We start from the raw sequence: 16,366 nt of genomic DNA on the forward strand, positions 1-16,366 counted from the left end.
TTTCTCTCTCTTGGTTGGGAGGCCGGCTGGGTGGTTTGAAAAAGGGGACCGCCGGCGGGCGAGAGTGTCGCAATGGAATTTGACAGAACGATGTAGAAAATTACGAAATGCTTTTTATATGTATTTTTATGTAGGCGATATGTCATTAAGAAGTCATCACATAGAAATACGATTGCGCGGTCTAAGTTGAACAGAAGATTACAAACTCATGCAGGTCGGACACGGAAAAACAATGAAGAAACGGGCCGCTGGCGGCATCGTTCGCGCGGTGCGTCTGACGATGTTCGTCATGCCGCTGCTGCTGGCGGCGTGTGACCGGCAAGGGGATTCCCCCGCACTTGCTTCGGCACAGGCGGCTACTGCCACGCAGTCGTCCGCACAGTCTGCGCAAGCGGTGCAAGCCGCCGCGCAGCACGCCGGCGCGTCCGTACCGGTCGCGGCACCGGCTGCCGCGCATGGCGGCGGCCAGACGCGCGCCGAGGTCTACGCGTCGGTGCGCAAAATGACCGCGGTTGGCAAGCTAATGTTCTTCGACAAGTCGCTGTCCGGCTCAGGCAAGCTCGCCTGCGCGACATGCCATAGCCCCGATCACGCATTCGGCCCGCCGAACGCGCTTGCGGTGCAACTCGGCGGCGCCGATATGCATGAGCAAGGCATGCGCGCCGTGCCGTCGCTCAAGTATCTGCAGTCGGTGCCGCAGTTCACCGCGCATTTCCACGAATCGGACGACGACGGCGACGAGAGCATCGACGCAGGCCCGACCGGCGGGCTCACGTGGGACGGCCGCGTGGACCACGGTTCGGACCAGGCGCGTATTCCGCTGCTGTCGTCGTTCGAAATGGCGAGCACCCCACAGAAGGTCGCGACGGCCGTGCGCGCGGCGCCCTATGCGGACGCGTTTCGCGATGCGTTCGGCGAGCACGTTTTCGAGAGCGATCTCGCCACCTTCAATGCGGTGCTGAAGGCGTTCGAAACGTTCGAGCAGACGCCTGAACTGTTCTATCCGTATTCGAGCAAGTACGACGCGTACCTTGCGGGCAAGACGCAGTTGACGGCTGCGGAACTGCACGGGCTGCAGCTTTTCAACGACGAGAAAAAGGGCAATTGCGCGAGCTGTCACGTGAGCGAGCGAACCCGTTCGGGTGCGCCGCCGCAGTTCAGCGACTTCGGCCTGATTGCGATCGGCGTGCCGCGCAATCGCTCGCTCGCGGTTAACCGCGACCCGAAGTTCCACGACCTGGGCGCATGTGGACCGGAACGTACCGACCTGAAGGGGCGCGACGAATACTGCGGTATTTTCCGCACGCCGACGCTGCGCAACGTCGCGTTACGCAAGACCTTCTTTCACAACGGCATCTACCATTCGCTTGATGAAGTGGTGCGCTTCTATGCGCAGCGCGATACGAATCCGGCAAAGTTCTATCCGGTGGCACATGGCAAGGTGCAAAAGTTCGACGACTTGCCGCAGCAGTACTGGGCCAATCTGAACACCGACCCGCCGTTCGACCGGAAGCCCGGCGACCAACCCGCGCTTGACGAAGCGGAAATCAAGGATGTGGTCGCCTTCCTCAATACGCTGACGGACGGTTACCAGCCGGAAGCGCAACATTGAAACCGCGCGTGGCGGCGGGTTGATGTCTATTGAGCGGCCTACCGAGGGGGCGAGAAGGGGCGACTGAGGGCCTACCGAGGGCCTACCGAGCGGCCAACGCGCAACCGGCCGCGGCGAGCAACGCAAACGAAACCAGAAGGAACGCGATGCCGGCCCCGGTCAGCATGCCGGGCCACCGTGCGCGCGGCCGCGCGGCGATGCTGGCCACCAGCGCATGCGTATCCGGATGCGGCGCGCGGCGCGTTGAAGCCGGGGCGGCAAGCGGTATGGCCAGCGCAATGAGCGCGATGCAGATCAGTATGAGCATCACGGTGAAAAATCGCAGCGCGAAAGAAAGGTCCATGGCGGGAACGTAGAGGGCTCAGGCGCGGCATGCGCTGAATGAGCCAGTCATCGTAAGAAGCGCCGGGAGGCGCGGCCATGAGACGCGTCCTAAAATTGAACGGCATGTGCTGTCGAGTCGAGCCGCGCCGGCACGCATGATGCCGCGCGCATTGCGAGATCGGCGCGATCGCGTGCGTGCTATTCTTTTCAGGTCCAGATCGTAGACCTGACTCTCATGGCCGATCTGTCGCCCCCGACCTTCGACGGAGATCCAAGCAAAATGCCGATGCGAAACCGGACCGTGCTTCACCTGACCCAAACGATGATCGGCGCTCTGCTGGTCGCGGGTTCACTCGCCGCACAGGCGGCCAACCTCGGCTTTCTGCATGACACGCCGATCAGCTACATGAAGCAGCCCGACATCGATTCGCTGAAGGCCGCCGCGTACGATGCGCTCGACAAGAAGCAGGACGGCGAGACTGTCCAGTGGACCAACGCAGGGACGGGCAACGGCGTCAGAGTCGAAGCGCAACTGACGATCGAAGACACCGCGAAGGAAGGCGCGAACACTTGTCGTACGGTGGGCGTCGTGCTGAGCTCCAAAGGGCAGTCGATGAATCTGCGGCCGCGCTTCTGCCGGCAGGGCAGCAGTGGCCGCTGGATCATGCAAAAGAGAAATTGAACGAGCGCGTCGTGTCCTGCGGCGTCGTGCTGCTGACGCCTGACGGCCGGGTGCTGCTCGCGCATGCGACCGGCACCGATCATTGGGACATTCCGAAAGGGCAGGGTGAACCGGGCGAAGCGCCGGCGGTCACCGCGTTACGCGAAATGGTCGAGGAGACCGGCATCGCGATGGGCGCCGAGCGGCTGAAAGACCTCGGCCGCTTCCTGTATCGACGGGACAAGGACCTGCATCTGTTCGCCGCGCGGGCGAGCACGGGCGAACTCGATCTGTCGTCGTGCACCTGCACGTCGCTGTTTCCGCGTCGTTCGGACGGCGTGTTGATTCCGGAAATGGATGCGTACCGCTGGTGCCGGCCCGATGAAGTCGAACGCTATGCGAGCCGCAGTCTCACGCGGCTCTTTCAGACGACGCTATCGCTCGCGGAACTGCATCAGTCTTTGTGAACGGCCGGGCTTGCAGGTCCGGATGCCGGTCCGAATGCGGAGCGAGCGTGCGTTCGATTGCGGCGGCCGGCGCGCGCCGCCGCTCAGTCAAGCGCCTTGTCGTTCGGGTGCGCGAACATCGCGCGCATTTCCTGCGATAACGGGTAGTTCAGATTGATCCCGTGCGGTGGAATCGGTTGCGTGAACCACACGTTGTACAGGCGCTCCGCTTCGCCCGAGGTTTGCATCCGCGAGATGACGCCGTTGACAAGGTCGCGAAACGTCTCGTCGCCCTTGCGGAACATGCATGCGTAGGTCTCGTAGCCGAGCGGCGTGCCGGTCACGACAAAGTCGTCCGGGTGCGGGTCGGTTGCGCGAAAGCCATACAGAATCGGCTCATCCATCACGAACGCGACCGCCCGGTCCGACTTCACCGCGGCAAAGGCATCCGCGTGATCCTTCGCGCTCGCAATGCGCATGTTCAGTTGCTTGTTGCTGTTCAACTGGCGCACGAGCCTTTCGTCGGACGTGCCCGCGGTCGTCACGACAGGCTTGCCCGCAAGGTCGGGGAAATCGGTGATGCCGGCGTTCTTGCGCGCGATCATCCGCACCGCGTATTGAAAGAAGCTGTTCGAAAACGCCGCGACGTTCTCGCGCTCCCGGGTGTGGGTTGTCGACCCGCACTCGAAGTCGATCTGGTTGTTGACGAGCATCAGGAAGCGGTTGGCCGACGTGATCGTCACTTCGCGCATGCGCAAATTTGGCTGGCCGAGCGTCTTGCGGATCTCGTCGACAATCGCGAGCGCGATGGCCTGCGAATAGCCGATCGTGCGCCCGCCGTCGGAGTACGAAAACGGAATCGATGCCTCGCGTACGCCGATCACGACCACGCCCTCGTCGCGAATCTTTTTCAGCGTGCCGGTAAGCTCGTCCGCGTGCGCCGGCGACGCGACGGCCATGCATGCGCCAACCGACAGCAGCGCGATTGCCAGCGCGGTACGCCAGTTTCGAAGTGCAGCGTTCATCGTTCTCCCCGGGCCGGCGTCCGTAACGACCGCACCGTCACCCTCGAAGGACCGTTGTCATGAATCGGCGCGTTCAGCGGTTGTGCGAGCGGGCGTTGCACTGTCGCGGTGCGTCGCGCTCGCGTTAACCGATAAGGCATTCGGCCACCTTACGCCGGTTTGCCCCAACTGTCGCGCAGACTGACGATGCGATTGAATACGGGTTTGCCCGGCTTCGTGTCAAAACGGTCGGCGACGAAATAGCCGTGCCGCTCGAACTGATAGCGCTGCTCGGGCACTGCGTCGCGCGCGCCCGGCTCGACGTAGGCCTGTACGATGCGCTTCGAATCCGGGTTCAGCGCGTCGAGGAAATCGCGGCCGCCCGCATCGGGCTGCGCTTCCCTGAAGAGCCGGTCATACAGGCGCACCTCCGCCGGACAGGCGCCTGCCGCGCTCAGCCAGTGAATCGTGCCCTTCACCTTGTAGCCGTTCGCGCCTTCGGTGCCCGAGCGGCTGTCCGGAAAGTAGTTGCAGTGGACCGCGACGATATTGCCCTGATCGTCCTTGTCGACGCCCGTGCATTCGACGACGTAGCCGTACTTCAGCCGCACCCGGTTGCCCGGGAACAGCCGGAAGTAGCCCTTCGGCGGCGTTTGCGCGAAGTCTTCGCGCTCGATCCACAACTCGCGCGAAAACGGGAACGTGCGCGTGCCGCGATCCGGATGATGCGGATGGACCGGCGCGCTGCATTCTTCGGTCGTGCCTTCGGGGTAGTTGTCGATAATCAGCTTGAGCGGGTCGAGCACCGCGGTCGCGCGCGGGGCTTTGTCGTCCAGGTCGTCGCGCAGTGCGCCTTCGAACACGCTCATGTCGATCCACGAGTCGACCTTCGTCACGCCGATGCGATCGCACAGCAACTGGATCGACTCCGGTGTGAAGCCGCGCCGCCGCACGCCGACGATGGTCGGCATGCGCGGATCGTCCCAGCCGTCGACATGGCCTTCGGTGACGAGCTGCAGCAGCTTGCGCTTGCTGGTGATCGCATAGGTGAGATTGAGCCGCGAGAACTCGATTTGCTGCGGCAGCGGCCGCGTGAAGACGCCGGCGGCCGCAAGTTCGTCGAGAATCCAGTCGTAGAGCGGCCGGTGGTCCTCGAACTCGAGCGTGCACAGCGAGTGCGTGATGTTCTCGAGTGCATCCGAGATGCAGTGCGTGTAGTCGTACATCGGATACACGCACCAGGTGTCGCCGGTCCGGTAGTGATGCGCGAAGCGGATGCGGTACAACACCGGGTCGCGCATGTTGAAGTTCGGCGACGCCATATCGATTTTGGCGCGCAGCACGTGCTCGCCTTCGCTGAACTCGCCGGCCTTCATGCGCCGGAACAGATCGAGGTTCTCTTCGACCGGGCGGTCGCGGTACGCGGAGGGCGTGCCGGGTTCGGTGGCCGAGCCGCGATTCACGCGCATTTCTTCCGCCGACTGGCTATCGACATACGCTTTGCCGCGCTCGATCAACAGTTCGGCGAACGCGTATAGCTTGTCGTAGTAGTCGCTTGCGAAGTAGAGGTGCTCGGCGTTGTCTTTCTTCCATTCGAAGCCGAGCCATTGCACCGCGTCGATAATCGATTCGACGTACTCGAAACTTTCCTTTTCCGGATTCGTGTCGTCAAAGCGCAGGTGGCACACGCCGCCAAAGCTGCGCGCAATGCCGAAGTTCAGACAGATGCTCTTCGCGTGACCGATATGCAGATAGCCGTTCGGTTCCGGCGGGAAGCGCGTTTCCACACGTTGGCCCCACTTCCCGGAGCGATTGTCTTCGTCGATGATGTTACGGATGAAGTTGGCGGCGGGCGCGGGTGCGTCGTCGCGCACGCTGGGGTTACGGTCTGTACTCATTCGAATGGAAGAAGGTGACAAGGGGGCGTGTTGCTCCCTCTAATCCGACAATTCTACCTGACGGGATTGTGAGGTACAGCGCTTTGACGGCCAGCGCGCACCGGTGGCAGCGCGATGCCGCGGCGCTGTGCGAGGCGATTCGAAAGGCGCTGTAACAGGACGTAAAACGCTTTGAACCGAAGGCGCCGGCGCCGGTAGCATGCGCCAGCGGCGAAGTGCGTCCGGAATGTGTCCGAAGCGCGTCGGAACGACACTTCGCCAGGTACGCTGACGCTTCGCGCAGTCATGCGGCCGCGTTGCACGACACGCCATCGTCGCGGGTCGCAAAGCGGATCAAGCGGATCAAGCGGATCAAGCGCGGACAAGGCGCACACTGCGGCACGGACAACGACGGCGTGCGTGGCAGCCGTCGTACGGTGCGGCGTGCCGGGTGCCTGTTACGCGTCGTGTGCGTCGTGACAGGCCGCCGCGGACGGTGGGGTGGGTCGCGGCCTCACACCGCGCCGCAGGCGTCGCGCGCGGCGCGTCCTGTGCTCCGCCCGTGCGCTGCATCGTGTGGGACCGGCTATTGCGCCGGAATACCCGGTGTCATGTGCAACACTTTCCGTGTTCGCTTTGCCGGCATCCAGCCGGCGCTCATTTATTCCGGAGTTCCCTGAATGCCTACTTCGACGCTCGATGCGCGCGTTGCGCGTCACGCCCTTACAGGCAATAGGGCCAACCTCAGGCGAGCTGTCAGCAAGGCCGCTCGCCAGGCCATCCACGCTGCCGCGCTGGTGGCGCTGGCCGGTGGGCTCGTGCTCGCCGGCGCTGCGCCGGCCGGCGCGAAGACTGCGCCGGAGAAACCGGCGTTCGATGCGTCGGCGGTTGCCGTGCCTGACCGGTATAGCGCGGACGCCGCGCAGCAGATCTTCGCGCAGGGCGGCAACGCGGTCGACGCGGCGGTGGCGATCGCGTTCACGCTCGCCGTGACCCGTCCGGACGCGGGCAACCTCGGCGGCGGCGGTTTCATGACGCTGCAGATCGACGGCAAGCCGTATTTTCTCGACTACAGCGCGCAGGCGCCGCAGCGCGCGACGCGCGATATGTATCTGGACGACAAGGGCAACGTCGTCAAGGGTATGAGCTCGATCGGCTTTCGCGCGGCAGGCGTGCCTGGGACGGTCGATGGCATGTGGCAGGCGCAGCGCCGCTTCGGCAAGCTCAAGTGGAAGCAGGTGCTGGCGCCCGCGATCCATTACGCGACTGACGGCTTCACCGTCGACGCATCGCTGCAGAAGCGCCGCGACGATGCGGCGGCGCAGTTCTCCAGCCGCACCAACTTCGGTGCGTATTTCGCGAACCTGAAGACCGGCACGACGTTTCGCCAGCCGGAGCTCGCGCTGACGCTCGAGCGCATTGCCGACGACGGCGGTCGCGAATTCTACGAAGGGCAGACCGCCGAGCTGATCGCGAAGCAGATGTACGGCCACGGGATGATTTCGAAGACCGACCTGAGTCAGTACAAGGCCGTCTGGCGCGATCCGCTCATGGCGGACTGGAACGGCTACCGGATCGTGACCGCGCCGCCGCCGTCTTCGGGCGGCATCGCGTTGGTTCAGCTGCTGAAGATGAAGGCGGATCTGAAACCGTCGTTTGCCGGGATCGAGCTGAATTCGGCGCCGTACATTCAACTGATCGCGGAGATGGAAGACCGCGTGTTTGCGGACCGGCAGAAATATGCGGCGGATCCGGATGCGACGCAGGTGCCAGTTGGCAAGCTGATCGATGATGCGTACCTCGCACAGCGCGCTGGCGAGGTGAAGCAGTTGCAGGATCAGCAGCGGGCGGCGGAGAAGGCGGCAGAGGAGAAGGCTGCGGCGGAAAAGGCGGCAGAGGAGAAAGCCGCAGAGGAGAAAGCCGCGCAGGAAAAGGCGGCGCAGGCGGCGTCGGAAGCGGCGAGCGCCAGTCAGCCGAACGCAGCGCAGCCGGCTTCGGGACAAGTGACTTCGGGGCAGCCCAACGTCAGTCCGGCAAACGCGGTCCAGTCGAACGCGGGCCAGGCGAGCGCGCCGCAGCCGACCGCAGGCCAGCCAAACCCGGCACCGGCAAACGGAGGACAAGCCAGCGCGGCCCAGTCGAATGCGACCCAACCGGGCGCAGCGCAGACAAATGCCGGGCAGGCAAGCGCGCCTCAGGCAACCGCGAGTCAACCGAAACCCGACCAGGCGAGGCCAGCCCAGCCGGCCTCAACGCCAACCCCGCCGCCGGGCCCGGCGGCGTCGAACAACCCGGCTTCGGGTGACGCGCCACCGCCAGAAAAGCCTCAGACGACCCATTTCTCGGTGGTCGACAAATGGGGCAATGCGGTATCCAACACGTACACGCTGAACGGCTCGTTCGGTTCGGGCGTCGTGGTCGACGGCGCCGGCTTCCTGCTCAACGACGCAATGGACGATTTCGTCGCGAAGCCGGCTGGGGCCGGCACTGACGAGGCGAACACGATCGCGCCCGGGCGCAGGCCTGTCTCGTCGATGACGCCGACGATCGTGCTGAAGGACGGCAAGGTCGCGCTCGTGATCGGCACGCCGGGCGGCTCACGGATCTTCACGACAATCTTCCAGGTGATGACCGATCTGTACGACTTCAACCTGTCGCCGATGGACGCACTGGCCGCGCTGCGGTTTCATCACCAGCTGTTGCCGCCAAAGACGATTTATTGGGAGCCGTACCGCCCGATCGCGGGCGATCTTGCACAACAACTGCAGAAGCTGGGTTACACGCTCGAAGAGCAGAACTTCGAAGGCGATGTGCAGATGATCCGGATTGACGGGACCACGCCGCAGCCCGCTGCCGATCCGCGTGGCGCGCGTGTTCCGCTAACCGGCAACGGCGGTTGAGTACGGACCCATGGCTGCGCGCGCGTGACAGGGATGACGGGACAGCGGACCGTGACGGGGCAATACATTGATCGAAGACGGGGTGACGCGATGGTGTTGCAAGAAGAACCGAACGTACTGGTGCTTCCTGGGTATCTCGACTCCGGCCCAGGACACTGGCAAACGCGTTGGGAAGCTGCGCATACGTCCTTTTCCAGGGTGCGTATGCCGGACTGGGAGCACCCGGTGCGCGACGACTGGTGCCGCGCGCTCGATGCGGCGGTGGCCGCGGCGGGTGCGCCGGTTCGGCTCGCGGCGCATAGCCTCGGCTGCCTGACGGTCGCGTGGTGGGCGACGGCTTATGCGACGCCCGCGCAGCGCGACAAGGTTGCCGGCGCTCTGCTTGTCGCGTTGCCGGACCCGGCGGGCCGCGCCTTTCCGGCCACGGCGACGCGCTTCGCACCGGTGCCCGGCGAACGCTTGCCGTTTCCGACGATCGTCGTTGCAAGCACCGATGACCCGTACGGTGGCGTGCCCTTCTCGCAGGCGTGCGCGGCCGGCTGGGGTAGCCGCTGGATCAGCATTGGCGCGCGCGGTCACATCAACGCCGACAGCGGCCTCGGCGACTGGCAGGACGGGCTGGGCTGGCTCAAGTCGCTTGTCTGAGCGCGGCGCAGGCGCAACCGGCCACGTTTCCCGAAGGTCACTCGGCTGAACTGCGTGCGCGGTCCATTCAGACCACCTGTTGCGCGCGCAACGCGGCGATCTGCGCATCGTCGTAGCCGAGTACGCTGCGCAGCACGTCATCGGTATGCTCGCCGAGCGTCGGCGGATGCGCGACGGCGCGCGGCGGCGTTTCCGTCATCCTGACCGGATTGCGCACCAGCTTCACCGTGCCGCCGGACGGATGCGGCAGGTCGATCTGCATGCCGCGCGCGATGACCTGCTCGTTATCGAACACTTCGCGCAGGTCATTGATCGGCCCGCACGGCACCTGCGCCGCTTCGAGCGCGTCGATCCACTCGCGCTTGCTGCGCAGGCGGACCATCGCGGTCAGCAGCGGCACGAGTGTGTCGCGATTGCGCACACGCGCCGGATTGGTCGAGAACCGCTCGTCGTCCGCGAGTTCCGTGCGGCCGCCCGCTTCGACGAATTTGCGGAACTGTCCGTCGTTGCCGACCGCGACGATGATCCAGCCATCGCTCGTCTGGAATGTCTGATACGGGACGATGTTCGGGTGCGCATTGCCCCAGCGCGCGGGCGGCGTGCCGCTGGCGAGGAAGTTCGAGTTCATGTTCGCCAGCATCGCAACCTGCACGTCGAGCAGCGCCATATCGATGTACTGGCCGACACCGGTGCGCTCGCGGTGCGCAAGCGCGGTCAGGACCGCGACGCTCGCATACATGCCCGTCATCAGGTCGGCGATCGCGACGCCGGCTTTCTGTGGGCCGCCGCCTGGCTCGCCTTCGCGCTCGCCGGTAATGCTCATGAAACCGCCGAGGCCCTGCACGATAAAGTCGTAGCCCGCGCGCTGCGCGTACGGGCCGGTCTGGCCAAAGCCCGTTACCGAGCAGTAGATCAGGTCGGGTTTCACCGCGCGCAGCGATTCGTAGTCGAGCCCATAGCGTTTCAACTGGCCGACCTTGTAGTTTTCCAGCACGACATCGCTCTTCGCGGCGAGCTCGCGCACGACGCGCTGGCCTTCCGGTGTGGCGATATCGACGGTGACCGAACGCTTGTTGCGGTTCGCCGCGAGGTAATAGGCCGCTTCGCGCGTATCGGCGCCATCGGGCGCCTTCAGGTACGGCGGGCCCCAATGACGCGTGTCGTCGCCCGTGCCCGGCCGTTCGATCTTGATGACGTCGGCGCCGAAGTCGGCGAGCGTTTGTGCGCACCATGGACCGGCGAGCACGCGGCTGAGATCCAGCACGCGGATATGACTGAGAGCGCCCATATTCGGTTGATGTCTCCTCGATAAGCAGGGCGCGGCGTCGCGCCCGGGACAGCGATGGCAGCGGGTTGCGGCGGCGTAGCGCAGCAACCTCGCGCATCTTAAGCGATCGTGGCGCTCCAGCCCATTCGGCCAAACGGCATAAGCGTGGCATAGGAAATCTCCGATCCGCGCTGCGTACAGCCTGCCGTATGCACGGGTGCGGACCCCGGCCGGTTACCCCTGGCCGATCGGCCAGCGCCGCGTGCAGGCGGCGCTACGGCGCTGCGCGTGCCAGCCGATCCCGTATAATCAGCGGTTCAGGAAACCACCGATTCACGACGCCGGTACTCCATGCACAGCGTGCATCAGGGGTGTGCAAGGCGTCGGACCTCTGCCCGGAACCGTCCCCAGCACGTTATGAAAGCCGCCGAAATCCGCGAGAAATTCCTCAAGTTCTTCGAATCGAAGGGCCACACGATCGTCCGTTCGTCGAGCCTCGTGCCGGGCAACGACCCAACGCTGCTCTTCACCAATTCCGGCATGGTGCAGTTCAAGGACGTGTTCCTCGGCGCCGAGAAGCGTCCGTATTCGCGCGCCACGACCGCGCAGCGCAGCGTGCGCGCGGGCGGCAAGCACAACGACCTTGAAAACGTCGGCTATACCGCGCGTCACCATACGTTCTTCGAGATGCTCGGCAACTTCTCGTTCGGCGACTATTTCAAGCGCGACGCGATCCACTACGCGTGGGAACTGCTCACCACCGTCTATCGGCTGCCGAAGGAAAAGCTGTGGGTCACCGTCTATCAGGAAGACGACGAAGCGTACGGTATCTGGCAGAACGAAGTCGGCGTGCCGAGCGAGCGCATCATTCGCATCGGCGACAACAAGGGCGCGCGTTACGCGTCGGACAACTTCTGGCAGATGGCCGACACGGGTCCGTGCGGCCCGTGCTCGGAAATTTTCTACGACCACGGCCCGGATGTGTGGGGCGGGCCGCCGGGGTCGCCTGACGAAGATGGCGACCGCTATATCGAAATCTGGAATCTCGTGTTCATGCAGTTCAACCGCGATGCGCAGGGCAACCTGACGCCGCTGCCGAAGCCTTGCGTGGACACCGGCATGGGCCTCGAGCGGATCGCCGCGGTGCTGCAGCACGTGCACAGCAATTACGAAATCGATCTGTTCCAGGCGCTGATCGCGGCCGCGGCGCGCGAAACGGGTGTCGCCGATCTGACCAACAACTCGTTGAAAGTGATCGCCGACCATATCCGCGCGTGCTCATTCCTGATCGTCGATGGCGTGATTCCGGGCAACGAAGGGCGCGGCTACGTGCTGCGCCGGATCGTGCGCCGGGCGATCCGTCATGGCTACAAGCTCGGCCGCAAGCATGCATTCTTCCACAAGATGGTCGCGGACCTTGTCGCGCAGATGGGCGGCGCCTATCCGGAATTGAAGGAAGCCGAGGCGCGCGTGACCGACGTGCTGCGCCAGGAAGAAGAGCGCTTCTTCGAGACGATCGAGCACGGCATGTCGATCCTCGAAAGTGCGTTGGCCGACCTCGATGCGTCAGCGGGCAAGACCGGGGGCAAGACGCTCGACGGCGAACTCGCATTCAAGCTGCACGACACATACGGCTTCCCGCTCGATCTGACCGCGGACGTGTGCCGCGAACGCGGCGTCACGGTTGACGAATCCGCGTTCGACGAAGCGATGGCGCGTCAGCGCGAACAGGCGCGCGCGGCCGGCAAGTTCAAGATGGCGCAGGGGCTCGAGTATTCGGGCGCGAAGACCACGTTCCACGGTTACGAAGAAATCGTGTTCGACGACGCGAAGATCACCGCGCTCTATGTGGACGGCGCGCCGGTCAATGAAGTCGCGAAGGGCCAGCAGGCGGTGGTCGTGCTCGATCACACGCCGTTCTATGCGGAATCGGGTGGCCAGATCGGCGATCAGGGCGTGCTCGCGAACGCGAGCGTGCGCTTCGCGGTCACCGATACGCAGAAGGTGCAGGCGGACGTGATCGGCCATCACGGCGAGCTCGAGCAGGGCACGCTGAAGGTCGGCGATGTCGTGAAGGCGCAGATCGATGCGGTGCGCCGCGCCCGCACCGCGCGCAATCACTCGGCCACCCACCTGATGCATAAGGCGCTGCGCGAAGTGCTCGGCACCCACGTGCAGCAGAAGGGCTCGCTCGTCGACGCGGACAAGACCCGTTTCGACTTCGCGCACAACGCGCCGATGACCGACGACGAAATTCGTCGCGTCGAAGCGATCGTCAACGCGGAGGTGCTCGCGAACGCGCCGGGCATCGTGCGCGTGATGCCGTTCGATGAGGCGGTGAAGGGCGGCGCGATGGCGCTGTTCGGCGAAAAATATGGCGACGAAGTGCGCGTGCTCGATCTCGGCTTCTCGCGAGAGCTGTGCGGCGGCACGCACGTGCACCGCACCGGTGACATCGGCCTCTTCAAGATCGTGATGGAAGGGGGCGTCGCGGCGGGTATCCGCCGCGTCGAGGCGATTACCGGCGATAACGCGGTGCGTTACGTGCAGCAACTCGATGCTCGCATCAACGCGGCGGCGGCGGCGCTGAAGGCTCAGCCGTCGGAACTCACGCAGCGCATCGCGCAGGTGCAGGACCAACTGAAGTCGCTCGAGAAGGAACTGGGCGCGCTGAAGTCGAAACTGGCGTCGAGTCAGGGCGACGAACTGGCTGGCCAGGCGATCGAAGTTGCCGGCGTGCATGTACTCGCGGCCACGCTCGAAGGTGCGGACGTGAAGACGCTGCGCGAAACGGTCGACAAGCTGAAGGACAAACTGAAAAGCGCGGCGATCGTGCTCGCGTCGGTCGAGGGCGGCAAGGTCAGCCTGATTGCCGGCGTGACGTCGGATGCGAGCAAGAAGGTGAAGGCCGGCGAACTCGTCAACTTCGTTGCGCAGCAGGTCGGCGGCAAGGGCGGCGGCCGCCCGGACATGGCGCAGGCCGGCGGCACCGAGCCCGCGAACTTGCCGGCGGCGTTAGCCGGCGTCAAAGGCTGGGTCGAAGCACAGCTGTGATGCGGTTCTGAAGGAACCGAATCAACACGAACCCCAAAAGCTGACTGTCGGCTTTTGGGGTTTTTCGTTGCTAGTACGGCCGCCCCGCGTCAATCCATTCCTGCGTCTTTTTTATCGGCAAGCGGTAGCGCGCGCAGTTATGGATGGCCAGAATTTTGAGTTCCTTTTCAAGCATCGCCTTGAAGGGCTCCAGGTCATCCGGCGCGAGGCTTAGGCGATCGATCGCGGAGGCCAGCGTGTTGCCGTGATAGACGATCTGCTGGATGCCATCGTTGAGCTGTTCCCGCAGGCGTGCCCGCAGCGGATCCTGCACGCCCATCGCTTCTTCGATGACCCGATATTTCAGGATTGACCGTCGATAAGTCCACTCGAACAGATCCACTGCCATGGCGACGTTCGTCTGTTCGTAGACCCCCAACATGGCCTGCGCATAGTCGGCTTGTGCGACATCGAGAAACGATAGCGGCGCGCAGTTTGCGAGCAGAAGCGGCATATTCGCGGCGAGGCGGCTCGTGCGTTTGTTCCCGTCGACGAAGGGTTGCAGATAGGCCAGATTGACCCACAGGAAGAAAGCCGCTTCCACCGGGTTCTGTGTCCTGCGCGCTTTCTCCACGATGAGTTCGAGCATTTCTTCCAGCAGGGATGGCACTTGGGCGGGAAGGTAGACCGAATCCTGGATGTGAACGATCTTCTGCCGGATCGCGCCGAGGTCCTCTTCGTCGTCCAGCAGACCTTGCATCAGCACGCTTTGCAGATTCCGCACGACGGGCACGGTCATCCCTTCCGTCGGCACTGCGTCGGCGAGGAATTCGATGGCTTCCTTGTGGTTCAGGAGCATCGTCGCGTCGAGGTCGTCGTTCGCGGAGCGACCCCGTTCAAAGAGCTCGCGCGTATCCAGCAGGCTCTTGCGGTTGCCTTCCAGCCGGGAAGAGTGCCAGGACAAATCAATGAGCAACTGCTCAAGGACTTTGCGCAAGTAGGTGCCTGCGGGTTGTTGTCCCTGCAGGCGGCCCGCGCTATGCAAGGCAACTGCGAGGGCGGGCGGCACCAGGCTGGAGATGTTGGGCTCGTACCGATCCACAAAGGCGCGCGGGTAGGTGACGGGCGGGCGCTTGCCAATCGGCGTGGACAGCGCAGCGATGAGCGCGCGGCTCGGCATGCTCCAGGGCGGCGATGCGATGCCCGCACGGGCAGTCTCAGGCGTCGAAGCGCTATCGGCCGGAAGGTGATACCGGGTCGACCGGCCGGCGCCGGACATCACCAGGCGGCCCTCTGCGACGAGTTTCGCCAGTGCCCGGTTGACCGTCGGTCGGGGCTTCCCGACCTGCTCGGTAATATCGGCAGGAGAGACTGGGGTGGGTGCCTGTTCGGCGTACGCCAGGATATCAGTGAGAAGATTGCTCGGCATCGGCGGTTTCGCGATAAGATTTTGATAATCTTATCGTAATTTTATCAAAAATGATAAGATTACGCGCAGCCGCGACTGCGACCGCCGCGCTACACCGCCTCCAATGCCCCGTTCTGGTTTTCGGCCGCCGCCCCAGCCTCATTCAGATTGCTTTGTTCGAGCAGCATCTCCCGCAGTGCGTTGAGCGCCGACGAGAAATGTCCGCGCCGCCAGACCAGCAGCGTTTCGATCGAACCGAGTTCGCCGAGCGAGTGAACCGTGATGTTGTCCGCTTCCGGCCGCAGTTCCAGCACGGAGCGCGGTGCGACGGCCACGCCGGCGCCTGCCGCGACGCAGGCGATGAGCGCGTGATACGAGCCCAGCTCGAGCACGCGCGCGGGCTGCATGCCGTGTTCGTGATACCACTTCTCGATATAGCTGCGATACGCGCAGCCCCGCTCGAACGCAATCAGCGTCGACAGTGCGATGTCGCGCGCATGCCGGACCGGCGGATGATCGCGCGGCGTCAGCATCACCAGATCCTCGCGAAACACCGGCACTGAGTCGAACTGTTCGCCCAGACACGCGGCGACGTCGAGCGGCGTGGCGACCAGCGCGGCATCCACTTCGAATTCGCGCACGCGTTCGATCAGCCGTCCCGTCGTACCGGTTTCCAGCTCGAGCGATACATCGGGCCAGGTCCGGTGATACCGCGCGAGCAGTTCCGGCATGCGCGTGGCGGCGACGCTTTCCATCGTGCCCAGTCGCAGCCGTCCGCTCGGACGGTTTTCCCGCACCGCGTGGCGCGCTTCGTCGGCCAGCGCGAGCAGACGTTCCGCGTACGGGAGCAGTGTTTCGCCGGCGGGCGTCAGCACGAGCCGGCGGCCGTCGCGGATAAACAGGTCGGTGCCCAGCTGTTCTTCGAGCTGCTTGATGCGCGTCGTTACGTTCGACTGCACCCGGTTCAATTTCGCGGCAGCCCGCGTGACGCCGTTCTCGCGTACCACGGCGCGAAAAATAGTCAGTGCGGCGAGGTCCATGCATCTCTCCGGTAACACCCGATGTTCTCTCCGGGCGATGATTCCATTCAATATAATTCATTTTTTAGAATAGCAAAGGCAGCCTAACATCGGACCTATCGGTTTCCGCTGATGCGTCTTGATGCAATCGTTGTTCCGACCCTGCCTCG

12 protein-coding genes are annotated in these 16,366 nt (G+C 64.2%); 6 read left to right on the top strand and 6 right to left on the bottom strand.

Annotated elements, in window-relative coordinates; genetic code table 11:
• The first annotated feature begins 280 nt into the window (after positions 1-280).
• On the top strand, positions 281-1,612 hold the full coding sequence (locus HV796_RS10435) for a cytochrome-c peroxidase (protein ID WP_246355799.1): 1,332 nt from the start codon (positions 281-283) through the stop codon (positions 1,610-1,612).
• A gap of 82 nt (positions 1,613-1,694) precedes the next feature.
• Here the strand turns inward: HV796_RS10435 and HV796_RS10440 are convergent, their stop codons facing one another.
• A complete protein-coding gene (locus tag HV796_RS10440) occupies positions 1,695-1,955 on the bottom strand; it encodes a hypothetical protein (RefSeq protein WP_175226386.1) in 261 nt (86 codons plus the stop codon).
• A gap of 261 nt (positions 1,956-2,216) precedes the next feature.
• Here HV796_RS10440 and HV796_RS10445 point away from each other — a divergent pair, with 261 nt between their 5' ends.
• Positions 2,217-2,618: a hypothetical protein gene (locus tag HV796_RS10445; RefSeq protein WP_175226387.1), complete on the top strand. Its 402-nt coding sequence runs from the start codon at positions 2,217-2,219 to the stop codon at positions 2,616-2,618.
• The gene (locus HV796_RS10450; RefSeq protein WP_175226388.1) at positions 2,615-3,064 is read left to right on the top strand and encodes an NUDIX hydrolase; all 450 of its coding nucleotides are present in this window, start codon (positions 2,615-2,617) and stop codon (positions 3,062-3,064) included. Before HV796_RS10445 ends, HV796_RS10450 begins: the two co-directional genes overlap by 4 nt.
• Positions 3,065-3,147: 83 nt before the next feature.
• Here the strand turns inward: HV796_RS10450 and HV796_RS10455 are convergent, their stop codons facing one another.
• Together HV796_RS10455 and HV796_RS10460 are read right to left on the bottom strand one after the other, a co-directional pair.
• Positions 3,148-4,068, bottom strand: a complete 921-nt coding sequence (locus HV796_RS10455; RefSeq protein ID WP_175226389.1) for a transporter substrate-binding domain-containing protein — start codon at positions 4,066-4,068, stop codon at positions 3,148-3,150.
• Between the two features lie 149 nt (positions 4,069-4,217).
• Entirely contained in the window at positions 4,218-5,945 is a 1,728-nt protein-coding gene (locus HV796_RS10460) for a glutamine--tRNA ligase/YqeY domain fusion protein (protein ID WP_175226390.1), read from the bottom strand.
• Positions 5,946-6,604: 659 nt separating this feature from the next.
• On the opposite strand from HV796_RS10460, the gene HV796_RS44100 reads away from it, so the two are divergent.
• Together HV796_RS44100 and HV796_RS10475 are read left to right on the top strand one after the other, a co-directional pair.
• Positions 6,605-8,824, top strand: a complete 2,220-nt coding sequence (locus tag HV796_RS44100) for a gamma-glutamyltransferase family protein (RefSeq protein WP_246355790.1) — start codon at positions 6,605-6,607, stop codon at positions 8,822-8,824.
• Positions 8,825-8,914: 90 nt separating this feature from the next.
• Positions 8,915-9,469 (top strand): RBBP9/YdeN family alpha/beta hydrolase, encoded by a 555-nt coding sequence (locus tag HV796_RS10475; RefSeq protein ID WP_175226391.1) that lies wholly within the window; start codon positions 8,915-8,917, stop codon positions 9,467-9,469.
• A 67-nt stretch (positions 9,470-9,536) separates the two neighbouring features.
• Here HV796_RS10475 and HV796_RS10480 read toward each other — a convergent pair whose 3' ends face one another.
• Positions 9,537-10,757 carry a CaiB/BaiF CoA transferase family protein gene (locus HV796_RS10480; protein ID WP_175226392.1) on the bottom strand — a complete coding sequence of 407 codons (1,221 nt, stop codon included), beginning with the start codon at positions 10,755-10,757 and terminating at the stop codon, positions 9,537-9,539.
• Between the two features lie 396 nt (positions 10,758-11,153).
• Here HV796_RS10480 and alaS point away from each other — a divergent pair, with 396 nt between their 5' ends.
• Entirely contained in the window at positions 11,154-13,790 is a 2,637-nt protein-coding gene (gene alaS, locus HV796_RS10485; RefSeq protein ID WP_175226393.1) for an alanine--tRNA ligase, read from the top strand.
• A 70-nt stretch (positions 13,791-13,860) separates the two neighbouring features.
• Here the strand turns inward: alaS and HV796_RS10490 are convergent, their stop codons facing one another.
• Positions 13,861-15,198, bottom strand: a complete 1,338-nt coding sequence (locus HV796_RS10490) for a Fic family protein (RefSeq protein ID WP_175226394.1) — start codon at positions 15,196-15,198, stop codon at positions 13,861-13,863.
• Positions 15,199-15,287: 89 nt separating this feature from the next.
• Complete coding sequence (locus HV796_RS10495; RefSeq protein WP_175226395.1) at positions 15,288-16,217, bottom strand: LysR family transcriptional regulator; 930 nt, start codon at positions 16,215-16,217, stop codon at positions 15,288-15,290.
• Positions 16,218-16,366 lie beyond the last annotated feature (149 nt).

The organism is Paraburkholderia humisilvae (assembly GCF_902859855.1).
Lineage (GTDB): Bacteria > Pseudomonadota > Gammaproteobacteria > Burkholderiales > Burkholderiaceae > Paraburkholderia > Paraburkholderia humisilvae.